Below are 16,269 nucleotides of genomic sequence, written 5' to 3' on the forward strand. Positions count from 1 at the left end.
CTAAAATTCACAAAATCTTAGGCTTTTTACTTAAGTTTGATGTTTAATGAAAACGTCGAGCATTAGGTTTTTGTTTTACAATACCCAATGCTAAACGGTCAGCCCATTGCCCATTGTGTTTCACCTGACAAGCTTGCTCACTATCAAAACGGACGCTTTTTTTAATATTTTTGACCACTACGCCTACCTTTAATAATTGCTTCTGGATAGTCGCGATCATTAATTCATCTTGTTTTAATGCTTTCATTCCATCAATTTCTTTTTCAGTATTAAATACACAGGTAATTACTAAGCTAGCGGGGAAATTGGTGTAATTTGCTCTATGGGTTAACCACACAAAACCTGCTATTTCATGTAAAGATGATTCACACGCTATAGTTAATGCTTTGCAGACGTTGTTATCAATTTTCTGATTGGTTTTACTTAATTTCATCATTCATATCATAGCAATTCAGTTTCATTCATTTTAACTGCGGCTAAATGGGAACACAATAAAACCCTACGCCACAAATTTTAAAGCATTTTCCTATAATCACTAAAAAGTAAAATTCAGTCACAAATGCTTGAGGTTTTCTGAGTTACTGAGTATGCTACGCGACCTTTTTCTCACTGGCATTCTCATAGGTAATAATGATGATAGGTTTTGATTACGGTACATCCAACTGTGGTGTCGCTACTATGCGTGACAACCAGCCCCACATTATTCCGTTATTAGGAGATGAGTCATATATAGCTTCTAATCTATATGCTCCAAGTCGTGATGTTATTGCCCATTGGCTTTCTCAACAGTTGGCGAGTCCACAACAAGCCAGCTATCTTGCAGAGAGAAAGCTACAGCTACAAAAAGCTCAATCAGCCCTGCGTGAGCTAAAATATGACGGTATTTCGAGTGAGTTACTCTTTGGTAAGGCTGCCTTGAATCAATACCTTGAAGACCCTGAAGAAGGCTACTACATCAAGTCACCTAAATCATTTCTTGGTGCGAGTGGGTTGGCACCAGCACAAATCCAATTTTTTGAAGATATTGTTGCCTGCATGATGAGTAATGTTAAAACTCTCACGGAAAAGTCATTGCAAAGAGAAGTGACACAAACAGTTATTGGTCGACCAATCAATTTCCAAGGCTTACATGGCGAAGAGAGTAACCGACAAGCCATCAGTGTATTAACCAATGCAGCAAAACGGGTTGGTTTTAAAGACGTTGAATTTCAATATGAACCCGTCGCAGCAGGCTTTGAATTTGAAGCGTCACTAACAAAAGAAACACGCGTACTCGTTGTTGATATTGGTGGTGGAACAAGTGATTGCTCAATGCTGCTGATGAGCCCTAACTTTACTAATAATGAACAGCGTAATGACCACTTACTCGCTCACACGGGTGTTCGTGTGGCAGGGAATGATTTTGATATTCAATTAGCCTTACAAGGCATCATGCCAAGCTTAGGTATGAATAGTTTATTAAAGACAGGTAAGCCGATGCCAACAAGCAGTTTTTATCAAGCTTTGGCAATTAATAATATCAACGAGCAAACCGAGTTTTACAGTGCCCAAAACAGACGTGATTTAATTCAGTTATCGCGTGATGCCAAAGAAACAGCGATTATTGAACGTTTAGTCGCAGTTCATGATCACAAACTCAGTTATCAATTAGTTAATGCAGCCGAGCAGGCGAAAATTGCCCTCTCTGAAAAAACGAAGCAAACAATCGATTTAAATGATATTACTGAAGGACTTTCTGCTGATGTCACGAAAGATACATTACGCTCGGCTAATAAACGCACTTTAGAAAGCATTGCTAACATCATGCAATCAGCGGTGCAGCAAGCCCAATGTCAACCTGAGGTTATTTTTGTCACTGGCGGCACGGCAAAATCGCCTGTTTTAAGTGAATTTTTACAACAGCAGATGCCTAATACCCCTGTCGTAGTTGGTGACCATTTTGGTAGCGTAACGTCAGGTTTGGCGCGCTGGGCCCAAAAGATTTATCAATAAGCGGACAAGACTACACGCCTATAGAATGAATAAAAAACGACGCGAATGCGTCGTTTTAGTTAGCGGTACTTGCACTTTAAGCTATGCTCTATGCCAATTAAACCGCTTTCACTAACATAACATTACCTGTGATGGAAACAATGACACACTGACTGTCTGCGCTAATGGGTTTCCCGTTAGCTTCCTCCGCTAAACGTGCTTGCCAATCGATACCAGAATAGCGAATTCTCCCGCTACTGACATTAATCTCGCTACTAGCTAAAACAGTTAACCCTACCATATCACTGGAGTTATCCGTTTTATCTTTAGAGTTTTGCAATGATTTTAACGGCTTCCATAAAATAGCAGCAACAACTGCGGTTAATATGCCAACAGTAAATATTTCACTTTGCCACCCTTGGATAAAACCGATTGTTATCAAAATACCGGTAGTCAAACTTGCGATAGCAAAAAATAATAACGGACCACTTAATCCCATGATACTCAGCTCTATAACAAAACTAATACCGGCTATTAAGTACCATAAATGGTCAGGGTTTTCTAAAAAATATTCCATAAAGCCTCTTTGATATAAGAAAGTTCAGACCTTTTTACAAGGTCTTGCGAACTTATTAGTTTGACAATTTCAAATTGCTTGAAACGGCAATTGCTTGTGCAACCGTATTTGCAATATTTTCGCCTGTTTTACCATCAGTCAATACTACGGTACCTTCCTTAGCAATCGCTTGATGCGCGGTAATTGAATCTTGTGCGATCGTCAACATAACAGCCGATTGACCTTGCTCTGTATTAGCAACACTACCCACGACCTCTAATGCACTCGCATCAGCTTCAGCAACTAAACGTATCGCTTCCGCTTTACCTGTTGCTTCAAGTATCTGAGATTCTTTTGATGCTTCTGCCGCAAGTACTTGCTCTGCTTTTGCTGCTTCAGCATCAAGAACGCGAGCACGCTTTTGGCCTTCAGCTTCAGTAATTGCTGCCGTTTTTACCCCTTCAGCAGTCAAAATAACCGAGCGTTTTTCTCGCTCTGCTGTCATTTGTTTTTCCATATCTTCACGAATGGTTTGTGGCGGGGTAATATCTTTAATTTCATAACGTGTCACCATGACACCCCAAGGCGCGGTTGCTTCCGTCATTGAATTTAATATTTGTGCATTAATGGTATCGCGGTTTTGAAAACATTCGTCCAACTCCATTGAACCAATAGCATTACGCATAGTGGTCATAGCGAGTTGCGTCACTGACATCTTGTAATCAGTTATATTGTTAGTCGCTGCCGCTGCATCAGTTACTTTCATAAACAAAATGCCATCAATATCTAAACTAATATTATCTTTAGTGATCGCTGCCTGTGACGTTATTTCTAAAGACTGTTCTTTCAAATTCCGATCAGCTGCCACTGATTGCACGTAAGGAATGATAAAATTCAAACCCGCTGATAGGGTTTTATTGTATTTACCTAGGGTATAAATAACATAACCACGGTTTTGCGGCACAAAGTAAATACCTTTTTTTAGCGTATATAAAATAACGATAGTCAGCCATAAAACAGGACTAGTGAGTATGCCTTCAACAATGTTTTCCATAAATATCTTTCCTTTTAATGAGCCTTGCATTCAATTGAGAATTACTTTTAACAACACGTTAATGGACTGTTAAAAGCAAAGCAAGCTATTTTGCCTGAGCCTTTAATTGCCGCACAATAACAATAAATGCGCAGTAAACACTGACAGGAATAAAAAGGTATCATTCAACTAGAGGAATAACGAGAGAAAGCAAAAATTACAATATGGGGAGATTTCAGCAACCATACTATTTATCGATAGGGCAATATGGGGTGTATCGAGGGATTATTCTTCACGCTTAAGAAAAAATGAAAAGCACCAACAAAAGTAGTGCTTAAACACTTTACCATCAATACTGAGCAGCAGGTCTATTACGTACGATAACCTCCTGCTTTTTTTACTTGCTAGAAAATTGTTAGCTTATATAAGTACAACAATAATCAATTAAAGTTTTTGCACGTATTTCAAAAGAACTATTTGCAGGCACGCCAAAAGATTGTCCACCACTAATGCTTTGCCACTCAGTCGCACCAGCGAGTAAAATATCACATTCACCTGCGGTAATTTCCATTAACTCTTCTTCATTGGTACCAAATTTATAATCACCTGGCATCATAATACCGAGTGTTTTAAAGCTTCCGTCGTTAAAAGTAATTTTACGGCTAGTTACTTTGCCATCAAAATAAACGCTCGCTGCTTTAGTAACGGTAACTTCTTTAAACTCTGACATGGGTAGCTCCTTGATAAGCTTTTATGTATGTTTTTATAATAATAGGTAAATCATTAGGCAAAAAAAACGGCATAGGAATAAATTCAAATGCCGTTCATATTAACTCAATGATGAGTATTATTTTGCACTAGCAATTTTTTTCATGTCGGTCATATAACCGCGAAGTTCTTTACCAATCACTTCAACACCATGACTGCGAATTGCTTCATTAACTTCAATTAAACGAGCATTATCTACGTTAGTTGACGTTTCTTTTAAGCCTTCGCCTAATTCTTCAAGACTTAATTTACTCGCATATTCAGCTAATAAAGGTTGAGCAGCGTGAGTAAATAAGTAGTTACCGTATTCAGCTGTATCAGAAATTACTACGTTCATTTCGTATAATTTGTTACGAGCGATACAGTTAGCAATTAATGGCGTTTCATGAAGTGATTCATAGTAAGCCGACTCTTCAATGATACCCGAATCAACCATTGCATCAAAAGCAAGCTCAACACCCGCTTTAATCATAGCTACAACAAAGATACCTTTGTCGTAGTATTCTTGCTCAGAGATTTCAGTGTCACAGTCAGCTGCTTGTTCAAAAGAGCTTTCAGCTGTTTCTTCACGCCATTTTAATAAGTTAGCATCGTCATTAGCCCAATCTTCCATCATAGTCGCTGAGAAACGACCTTCGATGATGTCATCCATATGCTTTTGGAATAAAGGACGTAAAATTACTTTCAACTCTTCTGACATATCAAACGCTTTAATTTTCGCAGGGTTTGATAAACGGTCCATCATGTTAGTGATGCCACCGTGCTTAAGGCCTTCAGTTGTTGTTTCTAAACCGTATTGTAGTAACTTACGTGCGTAAGCTGCATCCATGCCTTGAGCAACTAATTGCTTATGACCTAAAACAGCAGCCGTTTGTAACATACCACAAAGAATTGTTTGCTCACCCATTAAGTCAGACTTAACTTCAGCAATGAAAGACGACTCAAGAACACCCGCTCTGTCACCACCAGTTGCTGAAGCGTAAGCTTTAGCGATCGCTAAACCGTTACCTTGAGGATCATTCTCAGGGTGAACAGCGATTAGTGTAGGAACACCAAAACCACGTTTGTATTCTTCACGTACTTCAGTACCAGGGCACTTAGGAGCAACCATAACTACTGTAATATCAGAGCGAATTTGCATACCTTCTTCAACGATGTTGAAACCGTGAGAGTAAGCTAAAGTAGAACCTTGCTTCATGTGAGGCATTACCGCAGTAACCGCTGAAGTATGTTGCTTATCAGGAGTAAGGTTTAATACTAAGTCAGCTTGAGGAATTAATTCTTCATAAGTGCCTACAGTAAAACCGTTTTCCGTAGCCCACTGCCAAGATTGACGTTTTGAAGAAATTGCAGCTTCACGTAAAGCATAAGAAATGTTCAAACCAGAATCACGCATGTTTAAACCTTGGTTTAAACCTTGAGCACCACAACCAACAATAACAATGTTCCAATCTTTAATGAAGTTACAACCATCGCTGAATTCTTCACGTTTCATAAAACGACATTTGCCTAATTGGCCTAATTTTTCACGTAAGCTTAAAGTATTAAAATAGTTGCTCATGGGGCACCCTCTGAATTTGGTTCTTAATTAAGTCAGTTTTCCTGACGATGGACTCACCATACCCTAGATATTGTATTGCAAAAAGTGATATATTCGCACCACTGCATTGCACTTATTGCAATACACACTCTACTATCGACTTCGAGGTCATAAATTATGGATCAAAAGGCATTATCAATGTTTGCCCACTTGAGCCAAACATTACATTTTGGTAAAACCGCATTGGCACACCACATCAGCCCGTCTACGCTAAGTAGGGCAATTCAACGACTTGAAGACGAAGTAGGTGGCGAATTATTACATCGAGATAATCGAACCGTAGTGCTAACTGATGTTGGCAAGAAATTTAAAATTTATGCTGAGCAACAGCTTGAACAGTGGCACAGCTTCAAACAGTCGCTAGACCAAAAGCAAGTTGCCTTAACGGGAAAGCTTCATATTTACTGCTCTGTCACTGCCGCCTACAGCCACTTGCCGCCCTTGCTTGAGCGTTTTCGAGCTCAACACCCCTTAGTAGAAATTATGCTAACCACGGGTGATGCCGCCGAAGCCCTTGAACAAGTACAAAGTCAATCCGTTGATTTTGCTATTGCAGCAGCCCCTGAAAACCTACCGCGTAGCGTTTACTTTCACCACCTCGATACTATAGCACTTGCGGTTATTGCGCCAACAATGACCTGTAAAGTGCAACAGCAATTGAGTCAACCGGTGTTAACGTGGTCTGATATTCCGATAATTTTACCTGAGCATGGTGCTGCTCGGAAAAGATTCGAGCTTTGGTATCGTAAAAAACAGCAAGGTAAACCAAATATTTACGCAACGGTTTCCGGTCATGAAGCCTTGGTAAGTATGGTAGCTTTAGGTTGTGGTGTTGGTATTGTGCCGCAAGTGGTTGTGGATAATAGTCCTGTGAAAGATAGGGTAAGTAATCTCGAAAACATCGGTGATATTGAACCCTTTGAACTAGGTGTCTGTTGTTTGAATCAATCAAAAGCACAACCGCTGATCAAAGCCTTTTTTTCATCAATTGTGTAACTTTCAGCAGTCGTTAAACCGTCACAGCGCTCATCAAATGGCGCAATAATCGGTCCATTGCTCGATAAGATAAGGCCTCAACTAGATGTTGATGGCCAATAGCTGAATGTCCTTCCATGTCGGCTAGAGTACGGGCAATTTTTAAAATCTTGTGATGCGCACGAGTTGATAAACCTAATTTTTCTACCGCAAGCTCTAAGAATTCATTATCATCACTGCTTAGGTCGCAGTACCGCTTCAATTCACTACTGTTGATATGCGCATTCGCTTTGCCTTGTCGTTCAAGCTGCAGCGTTCGACACACCTTCACTCGCTGCTGAACTTGTTCACTTGACTCATTTTTTTCGCTGCTCTGCCCCCAAGTACCTCGAGGCAATCTTGCCACTTCAATTTGAATATCAATTCGGTCAAGAAAGGGGCCTGATAAACGATTTAAGTAACGTAAGACTTGCTCTGGCGTACTGCGCTTATCGTTATAAAACCCTGTTGGGCTCGGATTCATGGCAGCGATCAACTGAAAACACGCGGGAAAACATTGCTTTTGCAAAGCCCTTGAAATAGTAACTTCACCTGATTCCATCGGCTCTCGTAGCACGTCTAACACTTTTCGCTCAAACTCAGGTAATTCATCTAAAAATAGCACTCCGTTATGCGCAAGTGTGATTTCTCCTGGTTTGGGTTGACTGCCTCCTCCGACTAAAGCCGCTGATGATGCAGTGTGATGCGGCGCGCGAAAAGGACGAGTGAACCAAGATTTACGTGTGATACCTTGATGGCTTATCGATTGAATGGCTGCAACCTGCAGCGCCTCATCCTCGGTCATCGGCGGTAAAATCCCCGCGAGCCGGCTCGCCAACATGGTCTTACCTGTACCTGGCGGGCCAATAAACAATAAATTATGTCCACCACTCGCGGCAATTTCTAACGCTCGCTTTGCCAAAGGCTGCCCCATAACATCACTCATATCCAGAACTTGTTCAACGTCCTCTTCTACCAAGATCTGTTCTGTGATTAACGGCAAAACTTGTTGACCGGCAAAGTGGGGAAATAACTGTGTTAGGTGATTGATAGTATGAATTTTCGCTTGTTTAACCCAGCTGGCCTGTTCGATGTTTTGTGTAGGAATGATTAAGGTCCGCTGACTGTGACTACTGGCCATGGCAACAGGAATTTCTCCGACAATTGCTCGTAGTTCGCCCGATAAAGCGAGTTCTCCAGCAAACTCATACAGAGATAAATCGACAGGCGGCAGTTGCTCTGAAGCGGCAAGAATACCCACGGCAATGGGTAAATCAAAACGACCACCCTCCTTAGGTAAGTCGGCAGGAGCAAGATTTACGGTAATTCGCTTAGCAGGAAATTCATAACCACAATTGATGATGGCGCTGCGCACTCTGTCTTTAGATTCTTTTACCGAAGCTTCCGGTAAGCCGACAATATTGAATGCAGGTAGACCGTTTGCAAGGTGAACTTCAACGGTAACAAGGGGTGATTCTAGGCCGATTCGTGCCCGACTATACACACAAGAAAGTGACATAAAAATTCCATTTTATTGATTCCTTTTCCTCAGTGTAGTTCATTTGTTGTTTAGTTGGTTTATTACTTAATGTCATTTATTGAGCAAAAAAACTCTAATAAAAAAACTTGCACATTGGATTAGAGCTATGGTACTAATTTAATAAGTAAGCGATGCTGACCATAAAAAAATCAATAATCAGTCTGCACAAAATGAAACAAACAAAGAGATAAAATGCACAAATATAACTCAATTCTTATTAACCTTCTCGTCGTGGTGATTATTAAATCAACCCGAGGGTTTTGTTGAGCTAAAGAAAGGCATTCAATCAAATAACAAACCCTCGCTTCGCAAGAACCGAGGGTTTTCTTTTTAGCTTTTTTTTATGAAAAAACTCATTGAAGCTGAAAGTACTGAAAAAATTGACTTTAACAATATAACAATTGGAATCATCATGACCGAGAGTAAAACGCTAACAGGCGGCGCATTATTATTTGAAGTGTTACAAGAGCACGGTGTACAGCACGTCTTCGGCTATCCAGGCGGTGCCATCATGCCAATTTACGACGCTTTATATGATAGCGATGTAAAACATTTTCTATGCCGACATGAGCAAGGAGCAGCATTTTCTGCTGTTGGCTATGCGCGTGCTGCAGGCACAGTTGGTGTCTGTTTAGCAACCTCAGGTCCAGGGGCAACTAACTTGATCACTGGTTTAGCCGATGCACTTGCCGACTCAATTCCAGTTGTTGCAATTACCGGACAAGTTCCAACGGCTGCAATGGGTAGTGATGCCTTTCAAGAGATTGATATTTTTGGTTTATCACTTGCCTGTACTAAGCACTCTTTCCAAGTAACCGACATTAATGAGCTTGAAAAAGTTTTGCACCAAGCCTTTGAAATTGCTTTGGAAGGTCGTCATGGGCCTGTACTTGTTGATATTCCAAAAGATGTACAGTTAGCTGAAGTCACTCAACGTTTAGATAAACTATCTCATTTAAAGAATAAGGTAAAACTACCGCTTGCTGATATCAGCAAAGCGCTTGATTTACTAACCCATGCTAAACAACCTATTTTGTACGTTGGTGGTGGTGTTGGTATGGCAAACGCAGTAGAAGAAGTACGTGATTTTGCCGAAAAAACCGGTATGCCAAGTGTTTCAACGTTAAAAGGCTTAGGTGCCATTAATCCAGATAATGAAAACTACCTTGGTATGTTAGGTATGCACGGCACAAAAGCCGCTAACCTTGCCGTACAGGAATGTGATTTATTAGTCGTTGTTGGCGCTCGTTTTGATGACCGAGTGACAGGTAAGCTAGATGAATTTGCTCCAAACGCTAGAATTATTCATTTCGATATTGATACCGCTGAAATTAATAAACGTCGCGAAGCTGATGCTGCAATTTTAGGCGATTTAAAAGGTAATTTACCTTTATTATCAACTGAATTAGACATTGCTAACTGGCAAGAAAAATTAAAACAAATGAGCATTGATTATGCTTGGCGATATGATCATCCAGGTGACAATATTTTTGCTCCTGCGGTATTGAAAACAGTTAGCGACCTTATGCCAAGCAATACTTGTGTAACAACGGATGTTGGTCAACATCAAATGTGGTCTGCCCAACACATGACATTTGATGACCCAAGCAACTTTTTAACCAGTGGTGGTATGGGTACCATGGGCTTTGGTTTGCCTGCGGCAATAGGCGCACAAATATCACGCCCACATGATACGGTAATCGCGGTTTCCGGCGATGGTTCAATTATGATGAACGTGCAAGAATTAGCGACAATTAAACGCTACCAAATCCCGGTGAAAATTGTACTTATTGATAACGCAAAACTTGGCATGGTTCGTCAATGGCAAGACCTATTTTTTGATGGCCGCCTAAGCGAAACTGATTTATCAGATAATCCCGACTTCATCATGTTAGCCACAGCGTTTGATATAAAATCGAAGTTAATTACTCAAAAGAGTGAAGTTAAAGCGGCCGTTGAAGAAATGTTAGATCATGATGGTCCATACTTATTACAGGTAAAAATTGATGCCGCAGAAAATGTTTGGCCGTTAGTACCGCCAAATACAGCAAACGATAAAATGATGGAGAGTGTTTAATATGAATTCTATGACGCTAAATAAGTATCAATTGATCATTATGGCTGATGATAAACAAGTAGTGCTAGAGCGAATTTTACAAGTTACTCGATATCGCGGCTTTTTAATCAATGGTATCAATGCTGAAGTAAATACCGGTAACAATGTTGCAACGATCACCATGAGTGTTAGTAGTGAGCGCCCTATCTCTTTACTTATTGATCAAATAAACAAATTGATCGACATCAAGGGTGTCAAAGTGGACAATAGTGAAGTGCAAATAAAACAACATAGCGCGTAAATAACACTGTGCTTAGACAACAAGTAATATAATAAAATTTCGCTCTCAATAAATGGACAAAACTTTGACATAAGTCGAGGTTTGTTGATGCGTCGAGAGCAACAAAATTAGGAAAGAAAATGGCTAAAGTAAATGCAGAATATATTTGGTTTAACGGTGAACTCATGCCTTGGCAAAACGCTACCGTGCACGTAATGAGCCATGCGCTTCATTACGGTTCATCTGTTTTTGAAGGCATTCGTGCCTATGAAACACATAAAGGCACATGTATTTTCCGCTTGGAAGAGCACATCAAGCGCCTGTTCGATTCAGCAAAAATTTATCGTATGAACATTCCATACACTCAAGAAGAAGTGGTACAAGCATGTAAAGATGCTGTGGTGAAAAATAATTTAAAAGCTGCATATCTTCGCCCATTAGCCTTTCTAGGTGATATCGGTATGGGTCTTCGTCCACCAATTGATGCTAAAGCTGACCTTATGATTGCCGCATTTAGCTGGGAAGCATATTTAGGCGCAGATGCTGTTGAAAATGGTGTAGAAGTAGGCGTTTCTAGCTGGAATCGTTTAGCACCAAATACTATGCCTACTGCGGCAAAAGCAGGTGGTAACTACTTGTCTTCTCAACTTATCTCATCAGAAGCAGCTCGCCATGGTTATGCCGAAGGCGTTGCACTTGATGTAAACAACATGGTAAGTGAAGGCGCAGGACAAAACTTATTTTTAGTGCGTAACAATGTGATTTATACACCACCAGGAACGGCCTCTATTTTACAAGGCTTAACTCGTGATGCAGTATTTTTCTTGGCTAAACAACTGGGCTACGAAGTACGTGAAGAGTCAATTGCTCGTGAAGCTTTATATCTTGCTGACGAATTCTTTATGTGTGGCACGGCAACAGAAGTGGTACCAGTTAAATCAGTTGACGGTTTGCCTGTAGGTACTGGTTCTCGTGGTCCTATAACCAAAGCGCTGCAAGAAGCTTTCTTTGGTATTTTTGATGGGACTACCGAAGTTCCAGAAGGCTGGTTAGATCCTGTAAAATAAATTAGTAACGACTTAACTCTTTGTCATTTGATACTGTATCGGCATCGGAAATACTCACTTATATTCATAAGCTCCGTATTTCCTCTTTGTTACAGCACCAACTGACTTTGAGTTGAGTTGTCACATCGCCAACCATTGAATAAAAGTTATTTTAAAAGTTCATTTAACTCAGTAATCATAAAGTGAACTTTCAAAATAAACCTTATCAACATCATCACTTGGAATGTAAACATCATGCCTAAATTAAGATCTGCAACTTCTACTCAAGGCCGTAATATGGCTGGTGCTCGTGCATTATGGCGCGCTACAGGCATGACAGACGGTGATTTTGGAAAACCCATCGTTGCGGTAGTAAACTCTTTCACGCAATTTGTACCTGGACATGTACATTTAAAAGACATGGGGCAATTAGTTGCTGGTGCGATTGAAGAAGCCGGTGGTGTTGCTAAAGAATTTAATACTATTGCTGTTGATGACGGTATAGCCATGGGCCACGCTGGCATGCTTTACAGCTTGCCATCACGTGATTTAATAGCCGATTCAGTAGAATACATGGTGAATGCACATTGTGCTGATGCCATGGTCTGTATATCTAATTGTGACAAAATCACCCCAGGCATGTTGATGGCAGCAATGCGCTTAAACATTCCGGTAATTTTTGTTTCCGGTGGTCCTATGGAAGCAGGTAAAACCAAGTTAAGTGAGCAAATCATCAAACTTGATTTAGTTGATGCCATGATTCAAGGTGCTGATCCTTTAGTCAGTGACGAACAAAGTGACCAAGTTGAACGTTCCGCTTGTCCTACCTGTGGTTCATGTTCTGGCATGTTCACCGCTAACTCAATGAACTGTTTAGCTGAAGCATTAGGCTTAGCATTACCAGGTAACGGCTCTATGTTGGCAACCCATGCAGATAGAGAACAATTATTTTTAGATGCTGGTAAACAAATTGTTGAATTAACAAAACGTTATTACCAAGATAATGATGAATCTGCCCTACCACGTAATATAGCCAACAAAGATTCTTTTTCTAATGCGATGTGTTTAGATATTGCTATGGGTGGTTCAACCAATACTATCTTGCATTTATTAGCGACCGCACAAGAAGCAGAAATAGATTACACCATGGCCGACATGGATAAATTATCACGCATTGTGCCGCAGTTGTGTAAAGTTGCGCCATCTACACCTGAATATCACATGGAAGATGTGCATCGCGCTGGTGGGGTTATCTCGATTTTAGGTGAATTATCACGTGCTAACTTATTAAATACTGACGTACCTAATGTTCTAGGGACTACTTTAGCCGATGTTATTGCTAAATATGATATTACCCTAACTGACGATGAAGACGTTAAAAAATTCTACCGCGCAGGACCTGCAGGTATTCGTACCACTAAAGCCTTTAGCCAAGATTGTCGTTGGGATACTTTAGACGATGACAGAGAAAATGGCTGTATTCGTAATATTGAAAATGCTTTCTCTACAGAAGGTGGTTTAGCGGTACTGTCGGGTAATATTGCCATCGATGGTTGCGTTGTTAAAACTGCAGGCGTAAGTGATGACAATTTAGTCTTTACTGGCCCTGCACACATTTTTGAAAGCCAAGATGATGCTGTTGCCGGCATTTTAGACGGAAAAGTGGTTGCGGGTGAAGTAGTCGTTATTCGTTATGAAGGCCCTAAAGGCGGACCAGGCATGCAAGAAATGCTTTATCCAACGACTTACCTTAAATCTATGGGGCTAGGCAAAGCCTGTGCCTTATTAACTGATGGTCGTTTCTCTGGTGGTACTTCAGGTTTATCTATTGGTCATGTTTCTCCTGAAGCAGCTGACGGCGGAACAATTGCCTTGGTTGAACAAGGCGATATCATTCATATTGATATCCCTACACGTGAAATTACATTACAAGTATCTGATGCTGAACTTGAAGCGCGTCGTGCGGCAATGGAAGCTAAAGGTCAAGCGGCTTGGAAACCTAACGATCGTGTTCGTCCAATTAGTTACGCATTGAAAAATTACGCCATGTTAGCAACCAGTGCTGATAAAGGTGCGGTTCGAAATAGAGCCTTACTTGATGGCTTAGTTGAAAAATAACAGCTGTTGGCGCGACTCTCGTCGCGCCAATCTAAGCCTACAATTTGCTTTAAGCAATAAATACTGAAAACCAACTCTACACAAAGAGTTAACTTAAAATTCTAGGTAAATCTAATGACAGAAACACTCAAGCAAGCCGCACTTCCCGAACCATTAGATTACCTACGTCGTATTCTACTTGCGCCTATTTATGATCTCGCCGTTGAAACTGATCTAACACCATTGCATAAGTTATCCTCACGATTAAATAACCAAATTTATTTAAAACGTGAAGATCAACAACCTGTACATTCATTTAAATTACGTGGTGCTTATAACAAACTCAACAATTTAACTGAAGAGCAATGTATTCATGGTGTCATTGCCGCTTCCGCTGGTAATCATGCACAAGGTTTAGCGTTAGCCGCTAAAAAACTTGGCATCAATGCAACCATTGTCATGCCTAAGACGACTCCAGATATTAAGGTAGACAATGTCAGACGTTTTGGTGGTGAAGTACGACTAGTGGGTAATAGTTTCAATGAAGCACAAGCCGCTTCCATTGAATACGCCGAAGCTGAAAAGAAAACGCTAATTCATCCGTTTGATGATGTTGAAGTGATTGTTGGCCAAGGTACTGTGGCGAAAGAGCTATTACAACAATTACCTCAAGCTGATGTTGTTTTTATACCGGTTGGCGGTGGTGGTCTACTGGCGGGTATGGCGGTATATCTAAAACAACTGAGCCCTAAGACTAAAATTATCGGTGTAGAAGCTGAAGATTCAGCTTGTTTAAAAGCCGCGCTTGAATCGGGTGAGCCAGTTGATTTAACACAAGTAGGATTGTTCGCTGATGGCGTTGCGGTTAAACGTATCGGCAAAAATACTTTTGGTCTGATCCAAGAGTTTTGTGATGAAGTGATCACAGTATCAACCGATGAGATATGTGCGTCAATTAAAGATATTTTTGAAGAAACCCGCGTTATTGCTGAGCCTGCTGGCGCATTATCTTTAGCAGGTCTACAGAAATACTGTCTGACGAGTAAAGGTGATGAATCATTAGCAGCCGTACTTTCTGGTGCAAACATGAACTTTCATACGCTTCGTTACGTGTCAGAACGTTGTGAATTAGGTGAAAAGAAAGAAGCAATACTCGCGGTAACGATACCAGAAGAAAAAGGTAGTTTTAAGCGTTTTTGTCAATCTATCGGCAATCGTGCTATTACCGAGTTTAACTATCGTTTCTCAGGTAAACCTAGTGCTGAAATTTTTGTTGGTGTCCGCTTAGGTGGTAGTGTGCAAGAACGTCAGGAGTTACTGCAAGGGCTAGTCAATGCTAATTATCAGGTAAGAGACTTTACCGATAATGAGTTAGCTAAATTGCACGTTCGTTACATGATTGGCGGAAAAACACCTAGCCCAGCTAAAAATGGCAACGGTGAGCGACTTTTTAGCTTTGAGTTTCCAGAACATCCCGGCGCACTAGAAAAATTCTTAGCCGCAATGGGCGAGTACTGGAATATCACCCTATTTCATTATCGAAACCACGGTGCAGCATTTGGACAGGTACTTGCAGGTTTTGATCTTGATAAAAGCCAGCAAAACGAATTCTTCCAACACCTTGATGACCTTGGTTATCAATGGTCAGAAGAAACTGACAACCTCGCTTATCAAACCTTTTTGAATTAATACTAAAGCGCCAATAACCTTGATACGTTTTTGGCGCTTATCCTTTAAGTATTACTCTGCTGGAATTGCCGCATCAATTTTTTTCAGCGAGCGTAAAAATAGTCCTAATCCACCCATCGCCAAAACCAAGATAACGATTAAATCAAAAGAGGTCATGGTTATAAAGCTAAAACGAATAGAAGAAATTACGCCAAAAATAAGTCCTGTAATAGAGCCGAGTGCTAACAGCCAGCCAATAGGGTTTTTACTGTTATAGAAAATAATGCCGACACCGAACATAAAAGGGATCATAACCATGCCACTGGTGATGCTGTAGCTTCCGCCCATAGCAGAAAAGCCATAAAGACGCATTCCCAGCCCAAAACTAGAACTGACGGTTATTGCATTAAGCAGTAGATAAAAACCACCGCACATCATGATCAACCCTATAAAAAACTGTCCTAAACCACCTGATGTTCCACCTGCTCCGCGCATAAAGTCCCTTATTTTATAATGTTAGCTGCTGTATTAATTATTATATTTTTTATAGATACTACCTGAGCACAGGTAAAAATGGCAAGATTTTGATTGAACGCAAATTTTGAGTTGAGCTTGGGTTATACGAACAACTGATAAGTAA

General features: G+C 40.5%; 14 protein-coding genes. 7 read left to right on the forward strand and 7 right to left on the reverse strand.

Annotated features, from left to right (window positions below):
• Positions 1 to 43: 43 nt before the first annotated feature.
• Positions 44 to 436 (reverse strand): Fis family transcriptional regulator, encoded by a 393-nt coding sequence (locus ND2E_RS17485; RefSeq protein WP_223303529.1) that lies wholly within the window; start codon positions 434 to 436, stop codon positions 44 to 46.
• 194 nt (positions 437 to 630) lie between these two features.
• Between ND2E_RS17485 and yegD the strand changes: the two genes are divergently transcribed.
• On the forward strand, positions 631 to 1,992 hold the full coding sequence (gene yegD, locus ND2E_RS17480; RefSeq protein WP_033092504.1) for a molecular chaperone: 1,362 nt from the start codon (positions 631 to 633) through the stop codon (positions 1,990 to 1,992).
• 97 nt (positions 1,993 to 2,089) lie between these two features.
• On the opposite strand, the gene ND2E_RS17475 is transcribed toward yegD, so the two are convergent.
• The 4 genes from ND2E_RS17475 to ilvC form a co-directional block, all read right to left on the reverse strand.
• A complete protein-coding gene (locus tag ND2E_RS17475) occupies positions 2,090 to 2,548 on the reverse strand; it encodes an NfeD family protein (RefSeq protein WP_033092505.1) in 459 nt (152 codons plus the stop codon).
• Between the two features lie 55 nt (positions 2,549 to 2,603).
• Positions 2,604 to 3,581, reverse strand: coding sequence for an SPFH domain-containing protein (locus ND2E_RS17470; protein ID WP_033092506.1), 978 nt, complete (start codon positions 3,579 to 3,581; stop codon positions 2,604 to 2,606).
• Positions 3,582 to 3,975: 394 nt separating this feature from the next.
• On the reverse strand, positions 3,976 to 4,290 hold the full coding sequence (gene ppnP / locus ND2E_RS17465; protein WP_033092507.1) for a pyrimidine/purine nucleoside phosphorylase: 315 nt from the start codon (positions 4,288 to 4,290) through the stop codon (positions 3,976 to 3,978).
• A 117-nt stretch (positions 4,291 to 4,407) separates the two neighbouring features.
• Positions 4,408 to 5,889, reverse strand: coding sequence for a ketol-acid reductoisomerase (ilvC, locus tag ND2E_RS17460; RefSeq protein ID WP_033092508.1), 1,482 nt, complete (start codon positions 5,887 to 5,889; stop codon positions 4,408 to 4,410).
• A gap of 156 nt (positions 5,890 to 6,045) precedes the next feature.
• On the opposite strand from ilvC, the gene ilvY reads away from it, so the two are divergent.
• Positions 6,046 to 6,924, forward strand: a complete 879-nt coding sequence (gene ilvY / locus ND2E_RS17455; RefSeq protein ID WP_033092509.1) for an HTH-type transcriptional activator IlvY — start codon at positions 6,046 to 6,048, stop codon at positions 6,922 to 6,924.
• A gap of 13 nt (positions 6,925 to 6,937) precedes the next feature.
• Here the strand turns inward: ilvY and ND2E_RS17450 are convergent, their stop codons facing one another.
• A complete protein-coding gene (locus ND2E_RS17450) occupies positions 6,938 to 8,461 on the reverse strand; it encodes a YifB family Mg chelatase-like AAA ATPase (protein WP_033092510.1) in 1,524 nt (507 codons plus the stop codon).
• A 433-nt stretch (positions 8,462 to 8,894) separates the two neighbouring features.
• Between ND2E_RS17450 and ilvG the strand changes: the two genes are divergently transcribed.
• The 5 genes from ilvG (at position 8,895) to ilvA (ending at position 15,650) form a co-directional block, all read left to right on the forward strand.
• Positions 8,895 to 10,559 carry an acetolactate synthase 2 catalytic subunit gene (gene ilvG / locus ND2E_RS17445; protein ID WP_052056262.1) on the forward strand — a complete coding sequence of 555 codons (1,665 nt, stop codon included), beginning with the start codon at positions 8,895 to 8,897 and terminating at the stop codon, positions 10,557 to 10,559.
• 1 nt (position 10,560) lies between these two features.
• Positions 10,561 to 10,839, forward strand: coding sequence for an acetolactate synthase 2 small subunit (gene ilvM, locus ND2E_RS17440; protein WP_081961964.1), 279 nt, complete (start codon positions 10,561 to 10,563; stop codon positions 10,837 to 10,839).
• Between the two features lie 119 nt (positions 10,840 to 10,958).
• Positions 10,959 to 11,885: a branched-chain amino acid transaminase gene (locus ND2E_RS17435; RefSeq protein WP_033092511.1), complete on the forward strand. Its 927-nt coding sequence runs from the start codon at positions 10,959 to 10,961 to the stop codon at positions 11,883 to 11,885.
• Positions 11,886 to 12,119: 234 nt separating this feature from the next.
• The gene (ilvD, locus tag ND2E_RS17430) at positions 12,120 to 13,982 is read left to right on the forward strand and encodes a dihydroxy-acid dehydratase (RefSeq protein ID WP_033092512.1); all 1,863 of its coding nucleotides are present in this window, start codon (positions 12,120 to 12,122) and stop codon (positions 13,980 to 13,982) included.
• Positions 13,983 to 14,096: 114 nt separating this feature from the next.
• The gene (gene ilvA, locus ND2E_RS17425) at positions 14,097 to 15,650 is read left to right on the forward strand and encodes a threonine ammonia-lyase, biosynthetic (protein ID WP_033092513.1); all 1,554 of its coding nucleotides are present in this window, start codon (positions 14,097 to 14,099) and stop codon (positions 15,648 to 15,650) included.
• Positions 15,651 to 15,701: 51 nt separating this feature from the next.
• Here the strand turns inward: ilvA and ND2E_RS17420 are convergent, their stop codons facing one another.
• Entirely contained in the window at positions 15,702 to 16,124 is a 423-nt protein-coding gene (locus ND2E_RS17420; protein WP_033092514.1) for a hypothetical protein, read from the reverse strand.
• Positions 16,125 to 16,269: the final 145 nt, after the last annotated feature.

Origin of the sequence: Colwellia psychrerythraea, assembly GCF_000764225.1 — a bacterium.
Classification (GTDB): domain Bacteria; phylum Pseudomonadota; class Gammaproteobacteria; order Enterobacterales; family Alteromonadaceae; genus Colwellia; species Colwellia psychrerythraea_D.